The organism is Oceanicola granulosus HTCC2516 (assembly GCF_000153305.1).
In the GTDB taxonomy this organism is placed as follows: domain Bacteria; phylum Pseudomonadota; class Alphaproteobacteria; order Rhodobacterales; family Rhodobacteraceae; genus Oceanicola; species Oceanicola granulosus.
Genome location: NZ_CH724107.1, coordinates 2,199,820 through 2,223,294, shown reverse-complemented (window position 1 = coordinate 2,223,294; position 23,475 = coordinate 2,199,820). Strand labels below are relative to the sequence as shown.

General features: G+C 70.9%; 20 protein-coding genes and 1 riboswitch. Of the genes, 6 read left to right on the top strand and 14 right to left on the bottom strand.

Annotated elements, in window-relative coordinates:
* Nucleotides 1-73 precede the first annotated feature (73 nt).
* The gene (locus OG2516_RS10750) at nt 74-919 is read left to right on the top strand and encodes an ABC transporter permease (protein WP_007255693.1); all 846 of its coding nucleotides are present in this window, start codon (nt 74-76) and stop codon (nt 917-919) included.
* A 42-nt stretch (nt 920-961) separates the two neighbouring features.
* Nucleotides 962-1,951: an ABC transporter substrate-binding protein gene (locus OG2516_RS10745; protein WP_007255692.1), complete on the top strand. Its 990-nt coding sequence runs from the start codon at nt 962-964 to the stop codon at nt 1,949-1,951.
* 141 nt (nt 1,952-2,092) lie between these two features.
* Here the strand turns inward: OG2516_RS10745 and OG2516_RS10740 are convergent, their stop codons facing one another.
* Nucleotides 2,093-2,410 carry a hypothetical protein gene (locus OG2516_RS10740; protein WP_007255691.1) on the bottom strand — a complete coding sequence of 106 codons (318 nt, stop codon included), beginning with the start codon at nt 2,408-2,410 and terminating at the stop codon, nt 2,093-2,095.
* 102 nt (nt 2,411-2,512) lie between these two features.
* Between OG2516_RS10740 and OG2516_RS10735 the strand changes: the two genes are divergently transcribed.
* Nucleotides 2,513-4,639 (top strand): polysaccharide biosynthesis tyrosine autokinase, encoded by a 2,127-nt coding sequence (locus OG2516_RS10735; protein ID WP_007255690.1) that lies wholly within the window; start codon nt 2,513-2,515, stop codon nt 4,637-4,639.
* 218 nt (nt 4,640-4,857) lie between these two features.
* Here OG2516_RS10735 and cobN read toward each other — a convergent pair whose 3' ends face one another.
* Nucleotides 4,858-8,577 (bottom strand): cobaltochelatase subunit CobN, encoded by a 3,720-nt coding sequence (cobN, locus tag OG2516_RS10730; protein ID WP_007255689.1) that lies wholly within the window; start codon nt 8,575-8,577, stop codon nt 4,858-4,860.
* 38 nt (nt 8,578-8,615) lie between these two features.
* On the opposite strand from cobN, the gene OG2516_RS10725 reads away from it, so the two are divergent.
* Nucleotides 8,616-8,795, top strand: a complete 180-nt coding sequence (locus OG2516_RS10725; protein WP_007255688.1) for a hypothetical protein — start codon at nt 8,616-8,618, stop codon at nt 8,793-8,795.
* 11 nt (nt 8,796-8,806) lie between these two features.
* On the opposite strand, the gene OG2516_RS10720 is transcribed toward OG2516_RS10725, so the two are convergent.
* The 3 genes from OG2516_RS10720 to OG2516_RS10710 all read right to left on the bottom strand — a co-directional run bounded on the left by OG2516_RS10720 (nt 8,807) and on the right by OG2516_RS10710 (nt 11,029).
* Entirely contained in the window at nt 8,807-9,256 is a 450-nt protein-coding gene (locus tag OG2516_RS10720) for a GNAT family N-acetyltransferase (protein WP_007255687.1), read from the bottom strand.
* Entirely contained in the window at nt 9,253-10,302 is a 1,050-nt protein-coding gene (gene cobW / locus OG2516_RS10715) for a cobalamin biosynthesis protein CobW (RefSeq protein WP_007255686.1), read from the bottom strand. Before cobW ends, OG2516_RS10720 begins: the two co-directional genes overlap by 4 nt.
* An 82-nt stretch (nt 10,303-10,384) precedes the next feature.
* Nucleotides 10,385-11,029, bottom strand: coding sequence for a HupE/UreJ family protein (locus OG2516_RS10710; RefSeq protein ID WP_007255685.1), 645 nt, complete (start codon nt 11,027-11,029; stop codon nt 10,385-10,387).
* Between the two features lie 90 nt (nt 11,030-11,119).
* Nucleotides 11,120-11,335, bottom strand: a riboswitch (cobalamin riboswitch).
* 427 nt (nt 11,336-11,762) lie between these two features.
* Here OG2516_RS10710 and smc point away from each other — a divergent pair.
* Nucleotides 11,763-15,218, top strand: coding sequence for a chromosome segregation protein SMC (smc, locus tag OG2516_RS10705; RefSeq protein WP_007255684.1), 3,456 nt, complete (start codon nt 11,763-11,765; stop codon nt 15,216-15,218).
* Between the two features lie 37 nt (nt 15,219-15,255).
* Here smc and OG2516_RS10700 read toward each other — a convergent pair whose 3' ends face one another.
* The 4 genes from OG2516_RS10700 to OG2516_RS10685 form a co-directional block, all read right to left on the bottom strand.
* The gene (locus OG2516_RS10700) at nt 15,256-16,425 is read right to left on the bottom strand and encodes a lytic murein transglycosylase (protein ID WP_007255683.1); all 1,170 of its coding nucleotides are present in this window, start codon (nt 16,423-16,425) and stop codon (nt 15,256-15,258) included.
* Between the two features lie 76 nt (nt 16,426-16,501).
* The gene (gene cbiB / locus OG2516_RS10695) at nt 16,502-17,404 is read right to left on the bottom strand and encodes an adenosylcobinamide-phosphate synthase CbiB (protein ID WP_007255682.1); all 903 of its coding nucleotides are present in this window, start codon (nt 17,402-17,404) and stop codon (nt 16,502-16,504) included.
* The gene (locus OG2516_RS10690) at nt 17,401-18,339 is read right to left on the bottom strand and encodes an aminotransferase class I/II-fold pyridoxal phosphate-dependent enzyme (protein WP_007255681.1); all 939 of its coding nucleotides are present in this window, start codon (nt 18,337-18,339) and stop codon (nt 17,401-17,403) included. The genes cbiB and OG2516_RS10690 overlap by 4 nt, the downstream gene beginning before the upstream one ends.
* Entirely contained in the window at nt 18,336-18,698 is a 363-nt protein-coding gene (locus OG2516_RS10685; RefSeq protein WP_007255680.1) for a DUF1636 family protein, read from the bottom strand. Before OG2516_RS10685 ends, OG2516_RS10690 begins: the two co-directional genes overlap by 4 nt.
* A 128-nt stretch (nt 18,699-18,826) precedes the next feature.
* On the opposite strand from OG2516_RS10685, the gene pncB reads away from it, so the two are divergent.
* The gene (pncB, locus tag OG2516_RS10680; protein ID WP_007255679.1) at nt 18,827-20,119 is read left to right on the top strand and encodes a nicotinate phosphoribosyltransferase; all 1,293 of its coding nucleotides are present in this window, start codon (nt 18,827-18,829) and stop codon (nt 20,117-20,119) included.
* Here pncB and OG2516_RS19960 read toward each other — a convergent pair.
* The 5 genes from OG2516_RS19960 to OG2516_RS10660 all read right to left on the bottom strand — a co-directional run bounded on the left by OG2516_RS19960 (nt 20,116) and on the right by OG2516_RS10660 (nt 23,460).
* Complete coding sequence (locus tag OG2516_RS19960) at nt 20,116-20,604, bottom strand: hypothetical protein (protein WP_156799315.1); 489 nt, start codon at nt 20,602-20,604, stop codon at nt 20,116-20,118. The genes pncB and OG2516_RS19960 overlap by 4 nt on opposite strands.
* A gap of 8 nt (nt 20,605-20,612) precedes the next feature.
* Nucleotides 20,613-21,692: a hypothetical protein gene (locus OG2516_RS19955; protein ID WP_156799314.1), complete on the bottom strand. Its 1,080-nt coding sequence runs from the start codon at nt 21,690-21,692 to the stop codon at nt 20,613-20,615.
* A gap of 178 nt (nt 21,693-21,870) precedes the next feature.
* On the bottom strand, nt 21,871-22,032 hold the full coding sequence (locus OG2516_RS10670; RefSeq protein ID WP_007255677.1) for a hypothetical protein: 162 nt from the start codon (nt 22,030-22,032) through the stop codon (nt 21,871-21,873).
* A gap of 64 nt (nt 22,033-22,096) precedes the next feature.
* On the bottom strand, nt 22,097-22,516 hold the full coding sequence (gene arfB, locus OG2516_RS10665; protein ID WP_007255676.1) for an alternative ribosome rescue aminoacyl-tRNA hydrolase ArfB: 420 nt from the start codon (nt 22,514-22,516) through the stop codon (nt 22,097-22,099).
* Between the two features lie 317 nt (nt 22,517-22,833).
* Nucleotides 22,834-23,460: a queuosine precursor transporter gene (locus OG2516_RS10660; protein ID WP_007255675.1), complete on the bottom strand. Its 627-nt coding sequence runs from the start codon at nt 23,458-23,460 to the stop codon at nt 22,834-22,836.
* Nucleotides 23,461-23,475 lie beyond the last annotated feature (15 nt).

Below are 23,475 nucleotides of genomic sequence, written 5' to 3'. Positions count from 1 at the left end.
CTTCCGGCCGATCCTGCCGGCCTTGGTGCGGCCTCGTCCGGCCCGCGCCGCCGCGGCCAACGGAGGGACAGCCATGAGCCTGCTGCTCGCCCTCGGCTTCTGGCTCGGCGCATGGGGCGCCAATATCGCCATCGCCAATTCCCGCTGGCGGCGCTCGCTGCCGGCGCGGGTCGCGGTGCCGGTCCTGTTCGGCCTGGCGCTGCTGGTGCTGTGGGAAGGCCTGGTGCGCTTCTTCGAGGTGCCGGGCGTGATCCTGCCGCCGCCCTCCGAGGTCTGGGCGGCAATCCAGCGCTCGCCCGACCTCCTCTGGGAGGACTTCCGCCAGACCGTCCTCAAGGGCGCGCTCTCGGGCTACCTGATCGGCTGCGGCGCCGCCTTCCTGACGGCGATCCTCATCGACCGCTCGCCCTTCCTGACCAAGGGCCTTCTGCCGATTGGCAATTTCGTCGCCGCGCTGCCCATCGTCGGCATCGCGCCGATTCTCGTCAGCTGGTACGGCTTCGACTGGCACTCCAAGGCTGCGGTCGTGGTCGTGATGGTGTTCTTCCCGGTGCTCATTAACGCCGTGCAGGGCCTGCGCGAGTCGGACACCATGCAGCGCGACCTGATGCGCACCTACGGCGCCTCCTACTGGCAGACGCTGCTCAAGCTGCGCCTCCCCGCGGCGATGCCGTTTCTGTTCAACGGTCTCAAGATCGCGAGTACGCTTGCGCTGATCGGTGCTATCGTTGCCGAATATTTCGGCTCTCCGACCCGCGGAATGGGTTTTCGCATCTCCACCGGCGTGGGGCGCTTGTCGATCGACCTCGTCTGGGCCGAGATTGCCGTGGCGGCGGTCGCCGGGACGGTCTTCTACGGCGTCGTCGCCTTCATCGAAGCGCGGGTGACCTTCTGGCACCCGTCGCACCGCCGCAAGTGATTGAGGACCGAGCAAGACCAACAGCAAACAGGGAGAAACGGAATGAAGAAGACGGTACTCGCGGCACTCGCCGCATTCGGCCTCGCCGGCCCCGCGCTCGCCCAGGACGAGGTGACGCTCCAGCTCAAGTGGGTCACCCAGGCTCAATTCGCCGGCTACTATGTCGCGCTGGAGCAAGGCTTCTACGAGGACGAGGGGCTCGACGTGACGATCCTGCCCGGCGGCCCCGACATCGCCCCGACGCAGGTCATCGCCGGGGGCGGCGCTGACGTTATCGTGGAGTGGATGCCCGCCGCGCTCGCGGCGCGCGAGAAGGGCCTGCCGCTCGTCAATATCGCCCAGCCGTTCAAGAGCTCCGGGATGATGCTGACCTGCTGGAAGGACGTCGGCATCGAGACGCCGGAGGACCTCGACAACCGCACGCTCGGGGTCTGGTTCTTCGGCAACGAATACCCGTTCCTGTCGTGGATGAGCCACCTCGGCTACGCCACCGACGGCGCTGCCGAGGGCTCCGTCGAGGTGCTCAAGCAGGGCTTCAACGTCGACCCGCTTCTGCAGCGGCAGGCGGATTGCATCTCGACGATGACCTACAATGAATTCGGTCAGGTGCTCGATGCAGGCGTGTCCGAGGATGAGCTCGTCAACTTCAAGTACGAGGACCAGGGCGTCGCCACGCTCGAGGACGGTCTCTACGTGCTCGAGGAAAACCTCGAGGACCCGGCCTTCGTTGATAAGATGGCGCGCTTCGTGCGGGCCTCGATGCAAGGCTGGAAGTGGGCCGAGGAGAACCCGGAGGAAGCGGCGATGATCGTGCTCGATTACGACGAGACGGGAGCCCAGACCGAGGCGCATCAGATCCGGATGATGGGCGAGATCGCCAAGCTGACCAGCGGCTCCGACGGGAGGCTCGACGAGGCCGATTATCAGCGGACGGTGGACACGCTTCTCGCCGGCGGCTCCGACCCTGTCATCACCGCCGAGCCCGAAGGTGCCTTCACCCACGAAATCACCGACATGGCGCTGACGCAGTAACGCGTCCCGGCCAGACCCTGGAGGGCCCCGGCGCGCGCGCTGCGGGGCCCTTCGCAACGAAAGAAGCGGATGGTTCGGCAAACGCCCGATCGGGTGAGGCTGCGAAATCATTCCCTGCATGCTCCTTGGCGGCTCTCGCACCTAATCCGTCGTGCTGACCGCTGCGCCCCCGCTGCCGATCCCTGCGCCACCCGATCCACCGCCGCCTCCACGCGAGCCGCTCGCGCTTTGCGCCAGTGCGGCACTGGCGGAGAAGGCCTTGTCGGCCCCGCCCACCGTGGCGCCCATCACGGCCATTGCGCCGAACACGCCCAAGACCACCGCCTCCGGCGCGATATCCAGCTCTGCAAAACCGAGGCAATCGAGCCGCTCGGCCTGCATCGGATCATGGCAATCGACATCTGCCGCCGCGCCCGTCGCCGCGCACACCGCCAGGCCTCCTGCGATCAAGCTCCTCATGAATCACCTCCAGTCGATCTTCCCCATCGATAGCGCTGCCGCATTAACAGCGCGTTAAGCCGCGGCGGTTATGACAGGGCCCAGAAAAGGATTCGGAGTGACATGACGCAGACGATCTCCAGCGTTCGGCATCTGGCCCAGATCCAGCCGGTCCCGCGCCCCGCGCCGGCCGACGACTATATCGATGTCGGCGCTCACCTCGCCACGATCTGGCGTGGCAAGATCGTCGTCCTCGCGGCGGCGCTGCTCGCCCTGCTGCTCGGCGTGGCCTACGTCCGGCTCGTCGCCAAGCCTGTCTATCGCGCCACGGCCGTGGTGAAACTCGAGACTCAGCAGGAAAACATCGTCGCGCTCGACAGTCTCTTCACGGGGATGAGCGGCAACGCGTCCGAGGTGAATACCGAAGTCGAGGTTCTGCGGGCGCGCACCCTTATGGGCCAGGTTGTCGATGCGCTCGATCTTCGCGCCGATCCCGAATTCAACGCCGCGCTGCGCCAGCCAGGGCTTCCGGCGAGGCTTCTCGCCGGGATCGGCAGCGGGCCCGGGCCCCCGCCGGATGATCCGGCAGGCGTTCGCGATTCGGTGATATCGGCGCTGCTGGCACGGGTCAGCGTGCGCAACGTGCCGCAGAGCCTCGTGTTCCAGATCACGGTGGAGAGCGAGGCGGCGCAGAAGGCCGCGCTCGTCGCCGATACGATCGCCGAGCTCTACATCGCCGATCAGTTGCGCATGAAGGCGCGGGCCATGGAGGAGGCGACGGGCTGGCTCTCCCAGCGGGTGGACGAGCTGCAGCGGCAGCTCGAGGCGGCGGAGGCGGCCCGCGCCCGCTTCAGCGCCTCGACAAGCCTCGTCTCCGCCGAAGCGCTGCAGCAGCTGGAGCGGCAGATCAAGGACCTGCGCAACCTCATCGTGGAAGCTGACGCTGCTGCCACCGAGGCCGCCGCCCGCGTCGCCACGCTGCTCGCCGCGCCCGACCGCCCCGCGCGCGTCAGCCTTGCCGGCGATGGAGAGCTGACCCGACTGCTCGACCGAATCGACGGGAGCGCGGCGGCGGCGCGGGCGTTCGACGCCCGCTTCGAGGCGGTCGTGCAGCGGGCCGAGCTTGCTGCCGACCGAGCGATGCAGCAGCTCGAGGCGCTGAAGGCAACGGAGGCGGACCTGCAGCGCCGGGTCTCCGCACAGGCGGACGACCTGATCCGCCTGCAGCAATTGTCCCGTGAAGCAGAGGCGATCCGGCTGCTCTACGAGCACTTCCTCACCCGGCTCAACGAGACCGACGCGCAGCGAGGCACCCAACGGCCCGACAGCCGAATCCTGTCGCACGCCGTCGTTCCCACCGCGCCGGCCGCGCCGCGCGAGTTCCTGGTACTTGCGGGGGCCGGAGTGCTCGGGCTGCTCGTCGGCACGGTGCTGGTGCTGTGGCAGGAAGCGCGCAGCTCCGGCTTCCGATCCGCGCGGGAGCTCGAGGCGGCGACAGGGCTCGGCGTGCTCGGGCAGGTCCCCCTGATCCCCGAGCGCGGCCGACGACGAACCTTGCGCTACCTGGCCAGGAATCCGGCCTCCGCCGCCGCCGAAGCGGTGCGCAACCTGCGCACATCGGTGCTGCTCACCAACGTCGACGACCCGCCGAAGGTCATCGTGTCGACGTCGGCCATGCCGGGAGAGGGCAAGACAACGAACTCCCTCGCCCTCGCCCAGAACCTCGCCGGCATGGGCCGCCGGGTGCTGGTGCTCGAGGGCGATATCCGCCGCCGCACCTTCAGCCACTACCTCGACGGGCTCGAGCCGATCGGCCTGGTCTCGGTGCTGTCGGGCACGGTGACGCTGCGCGAGGCGGTTCAGGCAGTGCCCGAATTGGGCGTCGACATCCTCCTCGGCGAGCAGAGCGACACCAACGCCGCCGACCTCTTCTCGTCCGACCGCTTCCGCACGCTGACGGCCGACCTGCGGGAGCGCTACGATTTCATCATCATCGACACGCCGCCCGTCCTCGTGGTCCCCGACGGACGCATCCTCGCGCAGGTGGCCGACGCGGTGCTGTTCACCGTACGCTGGGACAGTACCTCGCGGGCGCAGGTGGAGGAGGCGATGCGGCTCTTCCAGATGAGCCAGCAGCGCGTGACGGGGTTCGTCCTCAGCCAGATCAGCCCGCGCGGCATGCGCCGATATGGTTACTCGAGCGCGACGGGGGCTTACGCGGCCTACGGCGAACCGTACGCGCCAACATGACGCGAAGGCGCGAACTTTCCCGCCGGAACGGCATCTTGCCGTGGGCACGAGCGCGAGACGCCGGTGTTGTCGCCCGGCAACGAGACAAAAATGTCAACAGCTACTTGAAGGTTGGGTGAAACCAAACAGCAGGCTTGCGTCTTTGTACGGCAGACCCCACGGGTAAAAGCCTTCGGAGACCGCAAAATGCACTATTTCTCGCTCAGCCTGCTGCTCTGCTACCTCGGAATCGCTGCGCTCGCCGTCGGCTGATCGTCGCTCCCGAGCAGCCCCGCCAGACGCGCGCGGGCAGAATTGGACCGCGGCCGCCACAGGCCGCGGTCTATTGATTCGGACAGGCGTTCGGCGATCTCGCGCAGCGCTGCCGGGTTCACCTTCTCGATAAAGGCGCGGGTTTCGGCATCCTCGACGAATGCCGCCTCGACCAGATCGAAATGGTGGTTCTTCACCGCCCCGGTGCTGGCGGCGAAGGCGAAGAGGTAATCCACCGTTGCCGCGATCTCGAAGGCGCCCTTGTAGCCGTGCCGCTTCACCCCCTCTATCCACTTCGGATTCACCACCCGCGAGCGCACCACGCGGCCGATCTCCTCGTCGAGCGTGCGGATCACCGGGCGCTCGGGGCGAGAATGGTCGTTATGGTAAATCGGCCGGTCGCGGCCCTGCAGGTGGGCCACCGCCGCCGCCGCGCCGCCCTCGAACTGGTAGTAATCGTCGGAATCCAGCAAGTCGTGCTCGCGGTTGTCCTGGTTCTGGACGATCGCCTCGGCCTGCCCCAGCCGCTGCTCGAACCCTTCGCGGTCGCGCGCGCCCTCCTGGCCGGCGCTGTAGGCGTAGCCGCCCCACTCGAGGTAGGCCTCCGCGAGGTCGGCGCGCTCGTTCCACAACCGCTCGTCGATCAGCGCCTGCAGGCCCGCACCGTAGGCGCCGGGCTTGGCGCCGTAGATGCGCGGCGCCGGCTCGCCGGCGCGGGCGCGGGCGGCGGCGGGGTTCAGCTCGGCGGGCTCGTCGAGCGCCTGCACCGCGCGGGCGGCGCTGTCGACGAGGTCGATCAGCTGGGGGAAGGCGTCGCGGAAAAAGCCCGAGATCCGCAGCGTCACGTCGACGCGCGGCCGGTCGAGCACCCCGAGCGGCAGCACCTCGAAGCCGGTGACGCGGCGGTTCGCGGCGTCCCACGTCGGCTTGACCCCCATCAGCGCGAGCGCCTGCGCGATGTCGTCGCCGCCGGTGCGCATGTTGGCCGTGCCCCAGGCGGTGAGCAGCAGGCTGCGCGGCCAGTCGCCCTCGCGCTGCAGGTGCGTCTCGATCAGCAGGTTGGCCGATTTCCACCCCAGCGCCCAGGCGGTCGGGGTCGGCACGGCGCGGGTGTCGACGGAGTAGAAGTTGCGCCCCGTCGGCAGCGTGTCGAGCCGCCCGCGCGTCGGCGCGCCGGAGGGGCCGGCGGCGAGCGCGTGCCCGTCGAGGGCGGTGAGCAGGCCGCGCGCCTCGGCCGGGCCGCAGGCGGCGATGGCGGGGCGGATGCGGGCCTCGATCTCCTCCAGCACGGCCGTGCTCGCCGGCCCCGGCGCAGGCGCGCGCCCCTCGAGCAGCCGCTGGGCGAGCAGCTCCAGCCGCTCCACCGTGTCGCCGTTGCTGCGCCAGGGATCATCGCTCACAGCGAGCGCCTCGGGCCGCGCCGCCGCCGGCGCGGCGAGGTCGCAATCGAGCGGGTCGATCCCGAGCGCGAGGTCGTCGGCCAGCGCGCGCAGCAGCGAAGCGTCGCCCCCCTTGCCGTCGCCGCGCGGCACGCGCGCCAGCGCGATGGCGAGGTCGCGGGCCTGCACGCCCTCGGGCGAGACGCCGAAGATGTGCAGCCCGTCGCGGATCTGCGCCTCCTTCAGCTCGCACAGCCACGCGTCGAGCTTGGCGAGGTCGCCGTCCGCGCCGATCCCCGCATCCTCGGCCAGCCCCGTCGTCTCCGAGAGCGACAGGATCTCGCGCCGCAAGTGCTCGCTGCGGCGCGGATCGAGCCCCGCCGCTTCGTAATATTCATCGACCAGCGCCTCGAGGTCGCGCAGCGGTCCGTAGCTCTCGGCGCGGGTGAGCGGCGGCGTCAGGTGATCGACAATCACCGCCTGCGCGCGCCGCTTGGCCTGGGTGCCTTCGCCGGGATCGTTGACGATGAACGGGTAAACGTGCGGCATCGGCCCGAGGACGATCTCGGGCCAGCAGGTCTCCGACAGGGCGAGCGCCTTGCCCGGCAGCCATTCGAGATTGCCGTGCTTGCCCATGTGGACGAGCGCGTGCGCCCCCCAATGCGCGCGCAGCCAGACATAGGCGGCGAGGTAGTTGTGGGGCGGCACGAGATCGGGGGCGTGGTAGGTCGCCTCGGGGTCGATGTTGTAGCCGCGCGCGGGCTGCAGGACGATGGCGGCGTTGCCGTAGCGGTGGATCGACAGGGCGAAGGCGTCGCCGTCGAGGAACGGATCGTCTTCCGGCGGCCCCCAGCGGTCGAGGATGGCGCGCTTCGCGGCCCAGGGCAGGGCGTCGAAATGCTGCCGGTAGACGGTTAACTCGAGCCGCTCCCCGCCCTCGCGCTCGGCGCGGTCGGTCAACCAGTTGGTCGGCCCGGCGAGCAGCCGCTCCATGAGCGCCGCGCCGTCGGGGAGGGCGCCGCCCTCCGCCCCCACCGCGTACCCCGCCTCCGCCAACGACGACAGCGCCCGCGCCGTCGCCTCCGGGGTGTCGAGCCCCACGCCGTTGGCCAGCCGGCCGTCCTTGTTGGGATAGTTCGCCAGAATCAGCGCCACCCGCCGCTCGGCCGGCGCGGCATGGCGCAGGCGGCACCAGTTCGCCGCCAGTTGCGTCACGAAGTCGATCCGGTCGCCGTGCGGGCGGTAGGCGGCGATGGCGCACTCGGTGGCCTCGTCGAAATAGGCCGCGTCCTTGAAGCTGATCGCCCGCGACAGCACCCGCCCGTCGACCTCCGGCAGCGCCACGTTCATCGCGATGTCGCGCGCGCTGAGCCCGGACAGGCCCTCGGCCCAGGCCTCCTCGGTGCTCCCCGCCAGCACCACCTGCAGCACCGGCGCGGCATTCGCCTCCGCCGACGCCAGCGGGTTCTCCGCGCCGCCGTCGCCCTGCGGGGTGCCGGTGGCGAAGGCGGTGGTGTTGAGGATCACCGACGGCGGCGCGGCGGCGAAGAGGGAGGCGAGGGTGCCCTGGCTCACCGCGTCCTTCAGCGACGCGACGAAGACCGGCATCGGGTTCAGCCCCGCCCGCAGCAGCGCCCGCGTCAGCCGCGCGATCGGCGCCGTCCCGGCGCCCTGCACCAGCGCGCGGTAGAACACGACCGGCACCACCGGCGCGCCCTCGTGCCACTGCGCCCGCAGCGTATCGAGCCCCGGCTTGGCCTCGCCCGGCCAGAACAGCCCCGCCCGCAGCAGCGGCGCGGCCGGTTCGGGATCGGCGGCGTCGCCCCGCGCGAGATCGCGGGCATGGGCGAGGAAACGGGTCGCGTTCTCCGGCCCGCCCTCGACGAGGTACGACCAGAGCGCGTCGTAGGCCTCCGGCGCGACCGTTGAGAGCGCGCGCAGCTCCGGGTCGGGCTTGTCGTCGCCGGGCAGGAACGCCACGGGCACCCCTGCCTCATGCAGCCGGGCCGAGTATTGCGTCAGCCCGTAGCGCCAGTAGCCCGCGCCGCCGAGCAGGCGGCAGATCACCAGCTTGCACCGCGTCGCGCAGGCGTCGAGGTGCAGGTCCACGCTCATCGGGTGGCGCAGGTGGGTGAGGTTGGCGAGCCGCAGGCCGGGCGGTGCGTCCATCGCGGCGCGCGCCTCCGAGAGCAGCGCGAGCTCGGTGTCGGCGGCCGAGACGACGAGCACCTCCGCCGGGGTCTGGCCGAGGTCGACGGGCTCGGTGCCGTCGTCGACGGCGCCGGGAGTGGCGGCGAGCAGGTGCATCAGCGGAACCGAACGGCAGCGCCGGCGCTTGTGCCGGCATGAGCGACAAACATGACAAGAGCGCGGGCGACAAGCGGCTGGACCGGCCGCAGGAGCCGCAGGAAGACTTCGCCGCCGACGAGACTGGCAACAAGCCGGTGCGCGGCCCCGAGAACATCGACGGCGGCAAGACCGAGCGCGAGAAGCACCACCCGAAGGGGCCGCCGCCCGAGGCCTGACGCCGCCGGGCTCAGAGCACCTTCTCCATGAAGATGCTGCTGTCATGGTCGACGTAGTCCGCGAACGGCCCCCGCACGACGAAACCGGCGCGCCCGTAGAGCCTGCGCGCCGCCTCGAGCTTGTCGCCCGTCTCCAGCCGCATCAGCGGCAGGCCGAGCGCCCGGGCCTCCTCCTCGAGCTTCACCAGGATCAGCGCCCCGATGCCGCGCCCCCGCGCCGCCTCGGCGGTGAACATCGCCTTCACCTCGCCATACCCCTCCCGCACCGCGAGCGCGCCGGTGCCGAGCACCTCGCCGTCCTCGGTGGCGGCGAAGAAGCGGATGTCCTTCGCGGCGAGTTCGTCGACCGACAGGAAGTGGTTCTCCTCCGGCTCGAACAGCTCCCGCATCAGCGCGTGGCTCGCCTCGAGCAGCGCGCGCGGCCCCGGATCGCGCGGATCGGCGCGGGCGACGCGGATCATGGCACGAGCGCCGCTTCGATGGCGGCCCGGTCGAGCCCGGCCTCGCCGATCACCACCAGCCGCGTCTCGCGCGGGCCCGCCAGCGGCTTGTCGAAATAGGTCTCGATCCGCGGCCCCACCGCCTGGATCGTCAGCCGCAGCGGCTTGCCCGTCACCGCCGCGAAGCCCTTGAGCCGCAGGATGTCGTGCGCCCGGATCACCTCGGCGACCTTCTCCGCGTAGGCCGTCGCGTCGTCCACCTCGCCCAGCGTCACGGTGAAGCTCTCGAACTCGTCGTGATCGTGGTCGTGGTGGTGGTCGCCGTCGTCATCGTCGTCGTGATGATGGTGATGCACCTCGCGCCGCGCCTCGAGATCGGTTTCCGCCCCGATACCCTGCCCGAGCAGCACCTGCACCGGCAGCTCGCCCATCGAGGTGCGCACCACCTGCACCCCCCTGCGGGCCTCCGCCTTGAGCACGGCGGCGAGATGGTCTGCCTCGGACAGCTCCATCAGGTCCGACTTGTTCACCACGATCATGTCGGCGCACGCGATCTGGTCGTCGAACAGCTCCGACAGCGGCGTCTCGTGGTCGAGGTTGTCGTCCGCCGCCCGCTGCCGGTCGACCGCCGCCACGTCGTGCGCGAACCGCCCCTCCGACACCGCCTTGCCGTCGACCACCGTCACCACGCCGTCGACCGTCACCCTCGTCGACAGCCCCGGCCAGTTGAACGCCCGCACCAGCGGCTGCGGCAGCGCGAGGCCCGACGTCTCGATGACGATGTGCTCGGGCGGCTCGTCGCGCGCGAGCAGCTTCTCCATCGTCGGCACGAAGTCCTCGGCCACGGTGCAGCAGATGCAGCCGTTCGACAGCTCCATCACGTCGTCGTCGGTGCAGGTCGCGTCGCCGCAGCCCTTGAGGAGGTCGCCGTCGACGCCGAGGTCGCCGAACTCGTTGATGATCAGCGCGATGCGCTTGCCGGCGGCGTTCTGCAGCATGTGGCGGATCAGGGTCGTCTTGCCGGCGCCGAGGAAGCCGGTGACGATGGTGGCGGGGATCTTGGACATGGATGTCTCTGCTGTTGGGGCCGGCAAAGGCATGACGGCCCCGCCGGGGGGCCGTCAACGGGTGGCGCGGGATGTCAGGCGGTCACGCGCCGAGCGCGGCGACCAGCGGGGCCTCGAGGATCTCGAGCGCGAGGAACACCCCGACGCCCGCGACCGCCGCGCCGACGAGGCGGACGTTGACCGAGCCGGCCTCGCGCGCCCCGAGCAGGGTCCGCGCGGCGAGCTGCGCGCCCATGGCGATGGCGTACTGCGTCACGCCGAGGAACAGCAGGTAGCCTGCGAGCACCGCGCCGCCGACCCCGGCTTCCTGCCCGGTGATCGCCCCGGCGAAGGCCGCGCCGTGGAACAGCCCGAACCCGGCGAACAGCGCCAGCGCGGGCGTCAGCGCCAGCGCCCGGCCCGACAGGATCACCCCGCCGATCACCAGCAGCGACACCACGATCACCGTCTCGACCAGCGGCAGCGCCAGCCCGCCGATGGCGGCGACGCAGCCGAGCAGCATCGCGGCGACATAGGCCAGCGGCGCCGTGGCGCGGGCGGAGGTGAACAGCGCGGCCACGCCCATCGCGGCGATGAAGAACAGGTGGTCGAAGCCCAGCACCGGGTGGCCGACGCCCGACAGCGCGCCGTGCGCGAACGTCTCCATCGGCATTCCGCCGAGCGGATGGTGGGCGAGGGCCGGCGTGGCGGCGAGCGTCGCGGCTGCGGCGGCGAGAAGTCGTTTCATGGTATACCCCTTCGATCTCAAGGGGGGCTTTCGCGGGCGCCGATCGCTTGCGGCAGACCCTACGGAACACCCCGTCCGTGTTTCAGTCCCGGCAAAAGCCGGTGCATGGCAGGTCTCCTGGCTTGCGGGTCACTGCGTCGCGCCGCCTTCCCGGTTGCCCAGTGGCGATGGCGAGACGCTCTCCGCTGACAGTCGCGGGGGCGGCTGCGGCATTGGGCGTCCTGTTTGGATCCGCCCGCACCGCATTCCCTTTTGATCCTCGGCCGCGTGACGCGTCCGGCTGGAACCATGCGGGGATCTTTGTGCGCCGCCCGGGTGCGAGGCGTCAAGCGGATCCCGAGCCCACGCCCCAGTCGGGCGAGGGCGGCGCTGCCTCGAAACGCCCGACCGCCCCCCTCCCGCCCGGCCCCCGGCCGGGCAGCGCCGTCCCGCCCCCCCGGGGCGGCGCTTCTGGCGAAGGTCTTTCGGCATGTCCGACAAGGATGCTTACAGCCGCCCTCCCGCGAAGCTCGACCGCCGCCCCGGCGGGACGGCGCTGCCCGTCCTGCCGCCGCCACGTCACCGCTTCCCTCGCCCCGCGAACCGGCGTACCGCAGCCGCCCGCCGCGCCCGGTGCCCGCCCCACATCTAGCGCAGCCCGAGCCAAACCCCGCCACATGCGGTAGCCAACGTTGACTCCGCCCCGCCCTGACAGGCACCATCCGACCAATCGCAGAATCGAGGGACCGGCCCCGTGCGTTTCACCCGGCTGAGGCTCAACGGCTTCAAGAGTTTCGTCGACCCGACCGACCTGGTGATCTCGCAGGGGCTCACCGGCGTCGTCGGGCCGAACGGCTGTGGCAAGTCCAACCTGCTCGAGGCGCTGCGCTGGGTGATGGGCGAGAACCGCCCCACCGCGATGCGCGGCGGCGGCATGGAAGACGTCATCTTCGCCGGCGCGGCGACGCGGCCCGCGCGCAACCACGCGGAGGTCAGTCTCGTCATCGACAACGCCGAGCGCACCGCGCCCGCCGGCTTCAACGACGCCGACCAGCTCGAGATCACCCGCCGGATCACCCGCGACGTCGGCTCGGCCTACAAGGTCGGCTCCAAGGACGTGCGCGCCCGCGACGTACAGATGCTGTTCGCCGACGCCGCCACCGGCGCCCATTCGCCCGCCCTCGTCCGGCAGGGCCAGATCAGCGAGCTGATCAACGCCAAGCCCAAGGCCCGCCGCCGCATCCTCGAGGACGCCGCCGGGATCGCCGGGCTCTACCAGCGCCGCCACGAGGCCGAGCTGCGCCTGAAGAGCGCCGAGAGCAACCTCGAGCGGGTCGACGACGTGCTCGACCAGCTCGCCCAGCAGCTCGGCCAGCTTGCCCGGCAGGCCAGGCAGGCGGCGCGCTACCGCGAGATCGGCGAGGCGCTGCGCAAGGCCGAGGGGGCGCTGTTCTACCGCCGCTGGAAGGACGCCGACGCCGCGCTCGCCGTGGCGCAGTCGGCCCTGAAGGACGCCACCGCCGGCGCCGCCCGCGCCGAGACCGCCGCGCGCGAGGCGGCGCGGGTCCGCGAGGCGGCCGAGGAGGCGCTGCCGCCGCTGCGCGAGGAGGCGACCATCGCCGCGGCCGTGCTCCAGCGCCTCGTGGTCGAGCGCGACGGCCTCGCCGACGAGGAGCGCCGCGCCGCCCGCGCCATCGAGATGCTCGAGGGCCGCATCGCCCAGCTCGGCCGCGACATGGAGCGCGAGTCCGGCCTCAACCGCGACGCCGGCGAGACCATCGAGCGGCTCGAGGCGGAGGCCGAGGCGCTGGCCGAGGCGGGCGCGGGGCACGACGAGCGCGTCGCAGTGGCCGCCGCCGAGGCCGCCGAGGCCGCGTCGATGCTCCAGGCCCGCGAGGGCGATCTGACCCGCCTCACCGAGGACATGGCCCGCCTCGCCGCCCGCCACCAGGCGGCGCACCGGCTCGTCGAGGACAGCCGCAAGACCCTCACCCGCTCCGAGGCCGAGGCCGCCCGGGCGCAGGCCGCCATGGACGGCGCGGCCTCCGCGCTGGCCGCGGCCGAGGCCGCGATGGGCGAGGCCGGCGCGCGCGAGGCCGAGGCCCAGCGCACCGCCACCAACGCCGAGGCCACCCTCGCCGAGGCCGACCGGGCGCGCGGCGAGACCCAGGCGCGCGAGGCCGAGGCCCGCGTCCAGCGCTCCCAGGCCGAGGGCGAGGCCAACGCCCTGCGCGCCGAGGTCGCCGGCCTGACCAGGCTGCTCGACCGCGACGCCCCCGAAGGCAGCCAGCTCGCCGACCGCGTCGAGGTCCGCCCCGGCTACGAGCAGGCCCTCGGCGCCGCCCTCGCCGACGACCTGCGCGCCCCCGTCGTCGCCGCCGACGCGGTCTCCGGCTGGGTCGCCCTGCCGGCCTACGACACGCCCGCCGCCCTGCCCGACGGCGCGGTGCCGCTCTCCGACGTGGTCGCCGTGCCCGACGTGCTCGCCCGGCGCATCGGCCAGATCGGCCTCGTCGCCCAGTCCGACGGCGCCCGCCTCCAGCCGCTCCTGCGGCCCGGCCAGCGGCTCGTCTCGCGCGAGGGCGATCTCTGGCGCTGGGACGGCTTCCGCGCCGGCGCCGCCGACGCCCCCTCGGCCGCCGCCCTGCGCCTGCAGCAGCTCAATCGCCTGAGCGAGCTGAAGCGCGACCTCGCCGAGATCACCGCCCGCGCCCAGGGCGCGGCGCAGGCCCACGAGGCGCTCACCGCCCGCCTCGCCGAGCTGACCGAAGCCGACAAGCGCGCCCGCGACGCCCGCCGCGAGGCCGACCGCCTCGTCGCCGACGCCGCCCGCGCCCAGAGCCGCGCCGAGGCCGACCGCAACCTCGCCCAGGGCCGTCTCGAGACCCTCGGCCTCGCCCGCCGCCGCCACGAGGACGAAGCCGCCGCCGCCCGCGCCGCCCTCGCCGAGGCCGAGGCGGCCGCCGCCGATCTCGGCGACCTCGACGCCGCCCGCGCCGGCGTCGAGGCGGTCAAGACCACCGTCGAGGCCGCCCGCATCTCCATGATGTCGCGCCGCTCCGCCCACGACGAGCTGCGCCGCGAGGGCGAGGCCCGCGCCCGGCGCGCCCAGGAGGTCGAGCGCGAATCCGCGACCTGGCGCGCCCGCCTCGAGACCGCCGCCGGCCGCGCCGCAGAGCTCGCCGAACGCCGCGCCACCGCCGAGGCCGAGCTCGCCCACGCGTCCGGCAGGCCCGCCAAGCTCGCCGCCCGCCGCGCCGAGCTCACCGCCGCCCACGACGCCGCCGAGGCCCGCCGCACCGCCGCCGACGCGGCCCTCGCCACCGCCGAAACCGCCCTGCGCGACGCCACCCTCGCCGAGCGCGAGGCGGAGCGCACCGCCTCCGAGGCCCGCGAGGCCCGCGCCCGCGCCGAGGCCCGCGTCGAGGCCGCCCGCGAGGCCGTCGCCGCCGCCGCGGCCCGCACCGAGGAAGCCCTCGAGATGCCCCCGCAGCGCCTCGTCGACGCCCTCGACCTCGATCCCGACCGCCTCGCCACCGCCGAGGCCGCCGAGGCCGACGTCAATCGCCTCAAGCGCCAGCGCGATGCCCTCGGCGCCGTCAACCTGCGCGCCGAGGAGGATGCCGAGGAGGTCCGCGCCGAGCACGACAAGCTCGCCGCCGACAAGCTCGACCTCGAGGAGGCGATCCGCACCCTGCGCGCCGGCATCGCCAGCCTCAACCGCGAGGGCCGCGAGCGGCTGCTCACCGCCTTCGAGGAGGTGAACCGCAGCTTCACCACCCTCTTCACCCACCTGTTCGGCGGCGGCGAGGCGACGCTGGAGCTGGTCGAGAGCGACGACCCGCTCGAGGCCGGCCTCGAGATCCTGTGCCAGCCGCCCGGCAAGAAGCTCTCCACCCTGTCGCTGCTCTCGGGCGGCGAGCAGACCCTGACCGCGCTGGCGCTGATCTTCGCGGTGTTCCTCGCCAACCCCGCGCCGATCTGCGTGCTCGACGAGGTCGACGCGCCGCTCGACGACGCCAACGTCACCCGATTCTGCGACCTGCTCGACGAGATGACCCGCCGCACCGACACCCGCTTCCTCATCATCACGCACCACGCGATGACGATGAGCCGGATGGACCGCCTGTTCGGCGTCACGATGGGCGAGCAGGGCGTGAGCCAGCTCGTCTCCGTCGACCTCAAGCGCGCCGAGGCGATGGTCGCGTAAGGCCGTAGGCCGGGCTTCAGCCCGGCCTACATAGGCGTTACAACCGCGCCAGCAGCTCCGCCGTCGGCCAGGCATCCGGCGGCATCCCGAGCCGGATCTGCTCGGCCTGCACCGCCGCGCGGGTCTTCTCGCCGAGGATGCCGTCGACGTCGCCCACGTCATGCCCGCGCGCGACCAGCTTCTCCTGCAGCTCCACCATCTGCTCGCCCGACAGGCCCGGCCGCGGGTTGCCGGCGTCGTAGACCGGCGCGCCCTCGAGGCGGGTGGCGAAGTAGGCGGCGGTGGTGACGTAGACCAGGCTCTGGTTCCACTCGAAGTAGACGTCGAAGTTCGGGTAGGCGAGGAACGCCGGGCCGCCTTCGCCCATCGGCAGCAGCACCGAGGCGACGAGGCTGCCGTCGCCGAGCTGCCCCTCGCGCGCCCGCACCCCGAGCGCCTCCCACTCGGCCACGGTCATCTCGTGGTCGAGCCCGGTCAGCGTCAGGTCGATCCCCTCGGGGACGACGATCTCCTGCAGCCACGGCTCGCCCGCGCGCCAGCCGAGATCGGCCAGCATCGCGCCGCCCGACATCAGCGCGTCCTCGGCCGACCCCTTCAGGTCGACCCGCCCGTCGCCGTCGCCGTCGCGGCCGTTGGTGAGGATGTCCTCGGGCAGCATCTGCACCTGCCCGATCTCCCCGGCCCAGGCGCCGGTGGTGGTCGCCGGGTCGAGGTCGCCGCGCTCGTAGAGCTCGAGCGCCGCGTAGACCTGCGGCAGGAACAGCTCGGGCCGGCGGCAATCGTGGGCGAGGGTGACGAGCGCGTTGGCGGTGTTGAAGTCGCCCTGCACCTGCCCGTAATCGGTCTCGAACGCCCAGAACGCCAGCAGCACCCCGCGCGGCACGCCGTACTCCGCCTCGATCCGGTCGAAGGTCGCGTCGTAGCGCTCGCTCATGATCTGGCCGTTGTCGATCCGGTTCTGCGAGATCAGCCGGCGCGAGAAGTCGATGAAGTCGCGCTGGAAGACGCCCTGGCGGCGGTCGGCGGCGATGACGTCCGGATCCTGGCGCACGCTGGCGAAGAAGCGCTCGGTGGCCGAGGCGTCGTGGCCCCGGGCGACGGCTTCCGTCTTGAGCGCGTCGACGAAGGCGTTGAAGTCGCCGCCGCAGGGTTGGGCGGCGGCCGTGCCGGCGGCGAGGGTGAAGAGGGCGGTGAGGGCGGCGCGCATGGGAGCTCCCGTGATGCGTGATGAGGTCGATTTGGTGCGCGACCCTAGCGGGCGGCGGCGGCGAGTCCAGCGCCGCCTAGAAAAGCAGCAAGGTGATGCCGACGCCCGCCAGCAGCCAGCCCCACGCCCGCCACAGCAGCCGCACCGCCGTGTCGATCTCCGGCGGGCCGGGATGGCGGCGGCCCGCCGCGTTGACGAACGGCGTTTCGGTGCGTGTCCCGCCGTAGCTGCGCGGCCCCGACAGCGCCACGCCGAGCGCCCGCGCCATCGCCGCCTCCGGCCAGCCGGCGTTGGGCGAGCGGTGCCGCCGCGCGTCCTGCGCCGCGCCCCGCCAGCCGCCGGGCGCGCCGGCGGCGAGCCACAGCAGCGCGAAGGTCAGCCGCGCGGGCACGAGGTTGAGCAGGTCGTCGAGCCGCGCCGCCGCCCAGCCGAAGGCCGCGTGGCGCGGCGTGCGGTAGCCGATCATGCTGTCGGCGGTGTTCACCGCCTTGTAGACCAGTATCCCCGGCAGTCCCGCCACCAGGAACCACAGCGCCGGCGCGATCACCCCGTCCGAGAGGTTCTCCGCCGCGCTCTCGATGGCCCCGCGCGCCACGTCCGCTTCGCCCATCCCGGCGGTATCGCGCCCCACGATCAGCGCCACGCTGCGCCGCCCCTCCGCCAGCCCCCGCCGCAGCGCCGCGCCGACGGCGGCCACGTGCTCGGCCAGCGAGCGCTGGGCGAGCAGGACCGCGCCCACGACCACTTCCGCCACCCGCCCCGGCAGCGCCGCCAGCGCCAGCCCCAGCACCGCCGCGCCCGCCACCAGCAGTGTCACCGCGACGATCCCCTGCCAGCGCCGCCCCCGGTTCAGCCGCCGGTCCAGCAGGGCGACCGCGCGCCCCATCAGCACCGCCGGATGCGGCAGCCGCGACCACAGCCAGCGCGGCTCCCCGAGCAGCGCGTCGAGCAGCAGCGCCAGCAGCAGCGCGAGGCTCATCGCTCCAGCGCCCGCGCCAGCTGCGCCCAGCCCGTCCGCGGCGGCAGCCCGAGCCGGATCAGCCGCGCCGACCACGGGAAGATCCGGCTCCAGACCCGGCCCTCCGCCAGCCGCGCCTGCCAGCGCGCAGCGTCGTCCACCTCGTAGAGCCGGAACAGGTCCGTCCCGCCCACCAGCCGCGCCGCCGCCATCATCCCGTCCAGCCGCGCCGCGTCGGCCCTCAGCCGCGCCCGCGTCGCCGCCGCCCACTCCCGGTCGGCCAGCGCCCGCGCGCCCACCGCCAGCGCCGGCCCGGAGACGGGCCACGGCCCCAGCAGCTCCGCCAGCCGCCCCAGCGTCTGCGGATGCCCGATCGCGAAGCCCAGCCGCAGCCCCGCCAGGCCCCAGAACTTGCCGAAGCTCTTCAGCACGATCACCCCCGGCCGCGCCGTCGCCGCCACGTGGCTGCGCTCGGGGCAGACGTCGCAGAAGCTCTCGTCGACCACCACCAGCGCCACCCCCTCCGGCAGCCGCTCCAGCAGCCGCCCGTCGGGATTGTTGGGATGGACGTGGACATGCACCGGCGCCCGCGCGTCCGCGCCGACGGCTCCCCCGAAGGCCCGGAACGCGGCCGCGTGCTCGTTGTAGGTCGGCCCTTGAATGCAGGCCCACCGCCCCGGCGCGATCTCCGGCAGCCGCGCGATCAGCGCCGACGCCCCCGGCGCGGCCAGCACGCCGGCCCCCTCCGGCACACCCCAGAAGCCCCGCGCCGCCGCCTCCAGCGCCGCCGCCGCGCCCGCGTCGGGCAGCGCCGTCCACGCCGCGCCGGGCACCGCTCCCACCGGGTAGGGCTCCGGGTTGATCCCCGTCGACAGGTCGAGCCACTCCCCGCGCCGGCCCCCGTACCGCGCCACCGCCGCGTCGAGCCCGCCGCCGTGATCGCGCGGCCCGCTCACTCGGGCAACGGCGGGTGGCGCGTCACGAAGTGCCCCTTCACCCCGGCCGGCCACTCCCGGTAGGGCACCCGCCCCGTCTCCGTCGCCGCGTGCAGCGTCGCGTAGCCCACGATCGCCGCCGCCGCGTCCTCCGTCGGCTCGAACCGGCCCAGCGTGTAGGCCAGCTTGCCCGCCGCCTGCACCGCGACGTTGCAGCCGTGGTCGCACCCCATCAGGCACGACGTCCGCCGCACCCGCACGCTCTCGCCCCGCGGCGCCGCCTCGACCAGCGCCGCCAGCGCCTCGCCGTCGGTGCGCCCGCTGGCGGAATCCCAGTCCTCGCGCTTGCAGGTGTCGCAGATGGTGATCCAGGTCGTCATCGAGGCTCCGCTCAAGAAAGGTCCGCCCCCGCTTGAACCCGATCGCCGCCACCGAAACAAGAGCCACCGCCCGCCCGGCTGGACGCCCCCGCCCGGCCTTGCGATAAGCCCCTCAGGGGGAACGCCGAATGGTCGACATCGCGTCACGGGTCTGGAACCACAAGTGGAAGATCGACCCGATCGTCCGCTCGCTGATCGACACCGACTTCTACAAGCTGCTGATGTGCCAGACCGTCCACGCCCGGCACCCCACGACGCAGGTCACCTTCTCCCTCATCAACCGCACCCGCGACGTCCGCCTCGCCGACCTGATCGACGAGGGCGAGCTGCGCGAACAGCTCGACCACATCCGCACCCTGTCCCTCTCCCGCGGCGAGGGGACCTGGCTGCGCGGCAACACCTTCTACGGCAAGCGCCAGATGTTCACCCCGGCCTTCATGGACTGGTTCGAGAACGTCCGCCTGCCGCCCTACCACCTCGAGAAGCGCGACGGGCAGTACGAGCTCACCTTCGAGGGCAACTGGCCCGAGGTCATGCTCTGGGAGATCCCCGCGCTCGCCGTGCTCATGGAGCTGCGCGGCCGCGCCGTGCTGCGCGACATGGGCCGCTTCGAGCTGCAGGTGCTCTACGCCCGCGCGATGACGAAGCTCTGGGAGAAGGTCGAACGCCTGCGCCCGCTCGAAGACCTGCGCGTCGCCGATTTCGGCACCCGCCGGCGGCATTCCTTCCTCTGGCAGGACTGGGCCGTGCAGGCGATGCTCGAGGGCCTCGGCCCGAGCTTCACCGGCACCTCCAACTGCCTGATCGCCAAGAACCGCGACCTCGAGGCCATCGGCACCAACGCCCACGAGCTGCCCATGGTCTACGCCGCCCTCGCCGAGACCGACGCCGAGCTCGCCCAGGCCCCCTACGAGGTGCTGTCCGACTGGCACGAGGAGCACGAGGGCAACCTGCGCATCATCCTGCCCGACACCTACGGCACCCGGGGCTTCCTCTCCCGCGCCCCCGACTGGCTCGTCGGCTGGACCGGCATCCGCATCGATTCCGGCGATCCCGTCGAGGGCGCCGAGACCGCCATCGCCTGGTGGCAGAGCCGCGGCGAAGACCCGCGCGACAAGCTGGTGATCTTCTCCGACGGCCTCGACGCCGAGAAGATCGTCGAGCTCCACACCCGCTTCTCGGGCCGCGTCCGCGTCGGCTTCGGCTGGGGTACCATGCTCACCAACGACTTCCGCGGCCTGGCCCCGGGCGACGCGCTGGCGCCGTTCTCCCTCGTCTGCAAGGCCGTCGCCGCCGAGGGCCGCCCGACGGTCAAGCTCTCCGACAATCCCCGCAAGGCGATGGGCCCGGCCGACGAGATCGCCCGCTACAAGCGGGTGTTCGGGGTGGGGGAGCAGGTGGAAAGGGCGGTGGAGGTTTAGAAGAGCCGCTTTTGAGCCTCAAGGTGGTCGAGGAACTCGTTCCTTGCTTCGAGAACGTTCGCAAGCTCAACCCAGAATTTCCCGAGTTGGGAAGGATCGTTGAGCTCATCGACTACAGACTTCAACCGTACCAGAGAGGATCTAGTTTCGTCAGCAGCTTGAGCAGTCTCATCGGAGAATTGCACGGAAGGGTTCTCCAGCTCAGCGTAGAGTTCCATGATGCTTACAACCAGCTGTCGCTGAGCTGCAGCATAGCTATCGTCACGTTCCATGAGCGCATTGGCGAAGACGGCCGACATAACAGTGATATCGTTCGCAAACGAGCTAATTTCGATCAGAGAATCTTGAACATCATCACCGTAACTCACATGCCTATCAACGAAGTAATTGATAAGAACAGTTGTAGTAAAGGCTGCCCCGAGCAACCATAGAGGGGTCTGAGTCGAGGTGAGAAACCGCCCAACAGATCGAACAATTTTCATCATGTCAGCTCTCATTCCACGGTCGGAAGAGCTTCGAAACCGTCGTTCTCCTGTGCCGACCTAGCTGTCGGACACCATTCGTTAACCCACCGATCATACCCGATAGCGTCCAATGTGTCACGCACGTCTTTCTCTAGGCCAAACTCCGGATCGCACGGGTCAAGCTCAGGTGACTCTGAGTTAGAAACATTAACATTAGGTGAACCGTCCGCATCGAAGGGGCTCGCTTCTGGACTAGCTGCCAACGCGAAGAGGCAAGCGATTATCAGAGGCAGGTTCTTTGCTCGACGAGACCCAGTATCGGGGAACAAGACCTTGAGTGTCGAGTATCCCGGAGAGTGGATGTTGGCATCTTGCTCCACAACATATTCAGAATCTCGCTCCATACTGCCGGCAATTTCGAATATGCTGTTCCCAACAAGTTCGCTGCGCTGTTCTGCGGAACGGAAAGCTGCGCAGGTCGCTTGGATGAAGCTGAGGAAGTGGTAGTTTTCGTAGCTGTGGAATTCGGGATTGGAGGTCAAGAACCGCGCAAGCGTTTCATTCTTCAGAACAACGTTCTTAAATGCTGCACCGAGCACCTGCTCAAGTTCTCCTGCAGGAAGCCGGACTAGAGCGTTCTGCGTGCGGAGTGCGAGGGCTAAACGAGGGCTTAGTTGGCCTTCATGCGCATCCGGGATCCAACGCACACGCCTCGTCAGCAACCTACCTTGAGAGTACGGATAGGGCGCGCCTGCCCAACGTTCCGTCTCTCCGACGATTTCGCCGATCAATGTAGGGAAGAGCTTCCAGGAGCCATCCGCCATCTTGCGGTGACCCGGACCGGGTACGACAACGACGTCTCCAACTCGAGCCTCGGCATATAGAGCGTTGACCCATCCGCGAGCGAGGGAACGCTTCTTCGACCAGCGAGCATTGCTGAAGTCGCGTTCTTCCTCCTCAGCAAGCCGAAGTTCTGCGTCTGATCCGGTGCGATAGACGAAACTGGCGAGGTGGATTGACCGGGCAAGGGTTGAGGCGGTCCTCGGGCTCTTCTCAAGCCGACTGTCACTCGTCACAAATGGGAGGTTTGGAAACTCGAGGAACACCACCCCGTGCTCTCGAAAGGTATCATAGTGCCTATAGCCGCTGCCGGGAAATATTCTCCAAGCGGAATCGTCTTCCGCGAAACGCCTAGCGCGAACATCGACTGTTGCTACCACAGAACACACCAACTAGCATCGCTTGCTGTTCGTTATGACCTTTTTCGATCAGACTGGCAATGAGGCCTCACTCAATCGCCTCCTCCACCTCGTCGTTCAGCCCCGAATCCGTCGTCTCCTGGCGCCACTCGCCGAGCACGAACATCGCGAGGATCAGCAGGACGAAGCCGAGGGGGATGAGGACGAAGAGGCGGGGGCGCTTGGGGGATTTCTCGGGCGGGGTGGCCATGGCTGGTCCTTTCTGAAGGGTTCAGCCGGCCAACGCCGCCGGGGCGGGTTGGTTCAACCGCCGCTCATTCGTCGACCTTGCCGCGCAGCGCCTTCACCTCGCCGCGCTTCTTCTTGGCGTCCACCCGCTTGCGCTTCTGGTTGAGCGAGACCCGGGTGCGGACCCGCTTCTTGGGCGCCGTCAGCGCGCTGCGGATCAGCGCGGCGAGGCGCTCGCGGGCGAGGTCGCGGTTGCGCGCCTGGCTGCGCTCCTCGGAGACCTGGATCACCAGCGCCCCGTCCTTCGTCCAGCGCCGCCCCGCCAGCCGCCGCAGCCGCGCCTTGACCGGGCCGGGCAGGGCCGGCGAGCGCTCCGCCTCGAAGCGCAGCTCGACGGCGGAGGACACCTTGTTGACGTTCTGCCCGCCGGGGCCGCCGGCGCGCACGAACTGCTCGGTGATCTCCCAGTCGGCGATCTCGATCCGGTCGTCGATACGCAGGGGCATGGGGGGCCTCGTGGTCGCTGGGGGCTGTGCACGCCCGGTGCACGTCGGGTGCACGCCTCGTGCCGGGCTTGCGGGGGCAGCGAAAAGGGTCGCCCCGGCGAACGAGACGACCCTTCGAAAGTTCAGGAGGTGGGGTCGGTTAGGATCCCCAACCCAAAGTTCGACATCCCAAGGGCTGCCTCAGGAAATCTCCCTCCGAGCTGTCCCGACACCTCTCTCCACCATCTTTCTAGACACTGGATCACCTCCTTTCATTGTTTCGCCTAAGGAGGAAGGTTGCACATAAATGGTATAAGTCAACTCCATTTCCGCTAGACCTAGACGGGACGGGTCAACATCCGCGTGACGATGAGGCGGAACGGCACCAGTGCCACCAGCGCCACCGCCAGCTTCACCCCCCAGTCCGCCACCGCCAGCGTCACCCACAGCGGCGCCATCGGCCCCGACAGCAGGAACGGCACCGCCTCCTGCGCCCACGCCACGTGGCCGTCCGCCACCGCCCCGAAGCTCACCGCCGCCGAGAACGCGACCGCGAAGAACAGCGCCGTATCCACGCTCGAGCCAACAAACGTTGACACCAGCGGCGCCCGCCACCACGCCCCGCCGCGCAGGCGGGCGAAGATGGCGACGTCGAGGAGCTGCGCGACGAGGAACGCCGTGGCCGACGCGACGGCGACCCGCAGCGGCACGGCGGGGCCGAACTCGAGCATGATCTGCGAGCCGACGAGCGAGCAGGCGATGCCGACGACGAAGCCCGCCAGCACCACCCTGCGCGCCGGGCCGGGCCCGTAGACGCGGTTCATCACGTCGGTGACGAGGAACGCGAACGGGTAGGTGAAGGCGCCCCAGGTGAGCAGGCCGTCGAGGAGCAGGAACTGGACGAGGATATTGGAGGCCACGACGATGGCGGCCATGGCGAGGATGCCGGGCAGGAGGCGGGTCATGTGAGGGTCCGTTTT

Excerpts from the sequence above, each read along its gene's own strand:
- OG2516_RS10750 (WP_007255693.1), top strand. The coding sequence starts at position 74 with ATGAGCCTGCTGCTCGCCCTCGGCTTCTGGCTCGGCGCATGGGGCGCC.
- OG2516_RS10745 (WP_007255692.1), top strand. The coding sequence starts at position 962 with ATGAAGAAGACGGTACTCGCGGCACTCGCCGCATTCGGCCTCGCCGGC.
- OG2516_RS10740 (WP_007255691.1), bottom strand. The coding sequence starts at position 2,410 with ATGAGGAGCTTGATCGCAGGAGGCCTGGCGGTGTGCGCGGCGACGGGC.
- OG2516_RS10735 (WP_007255690.1), top strand. The coding sequence starts at position 2,513 with ATGACGCAGACGATCTCCAGCGTTCGGCATCTGGCCCAGATCCAGCCG.
- cobN (WP_007255689.1), bottom strand. The coding sequence starts at position 8,577 with ATGCACCTGCTCGCCGCCACTCCCGGCGCCGTCGACGACGGCACCGAG.
- OG2516_RS10725 (WP_007255688.1), top strand. The coding sequence starts at position 8,616 with ATGAGCGACAAACATGACAAGAGCGCGGGCGACAAGCGGCTGGACCGG.
- OG2516_RS10720 (WP_007255687.1), bottom strand. The coding sequence starts at position 9,256 with ATGATCCGCGTCGCCCGCGCCGATCCGCGCGATCCGGGGCCGCGCGCG.
- cobW (WP_007255686.1), bottom strand. The coding sequence starts at position 10,302 with ATGTCCAAGATCCCCGCCACCATCGTCACCGGCTTCCTCGGCGCCGGC.
- OG2516_RS10710 (WP_007255685.1), bottom strand. The coding sequence starts at position 11,029 with ATGAAACGACTTCTCGCCGCCGCAGCCGCGACGCTCGCCGCCACGCCG.
- OG2516_RS10700 (WP_007255683.1), bottom strand. The coding sequence starts at position 16,425 with ATGCGCGCCGCCCTCACCGCCCTCTTCACCCTCGCCGCCGGCACGGCC.
- cbiB (WP_007255682.1), bottom strand. The coding sequence starts at position 17,404 with ATGAGCCTCGCGCTGCTGCTGGCGCTGCTGCTCGACGCGCTGCTCGGG.
- OG2516_RS10685 (WP_007255680.1), bottom strand. The coding sequence starts at position 18,698 with ATGACGACCTGGATCACCATCTGCGACACCTGCAAGCGCGAGGACTGG.
- pncB (WP_007255679.1), top strand. The coding sequence starts at position 18,827 with ATGGTCGACATCGCGTCACGGGTCTGGAACCACAAGTGGAAGATCGAC.
- OG2516_RS19960 (WP_156799315.1), bottom strand. The coding sequence starts at position 20,604 with ATGATGAAAATTGTTCGATCTGTTGGGCGGTTTCTCACCTCGACTCAG.
- OG2516_RS10670 (WP_007255677.1), bottom strand. The coding sequence starts at position 22,032 with ATGGCCACCCCGCCCGAGAAATCCCCCAAGCGCCCCCGCCTCTTCGTC.
- arfB (WP_007255676.1), bottom strand. The coding sequence starts at position 22,516 with ATGCCCCTGCGTATCGACGACCGGATCGAGATCGCCGACTGGGAGATC.
- OG2516_RS10660 (WP_007255675.1), bottom strand. The coding sequence starts at position 23,460 with ATGACCCGCCTCCTGCCCGGCATCCTCGCCATGGCCGCCATCGTCGTG.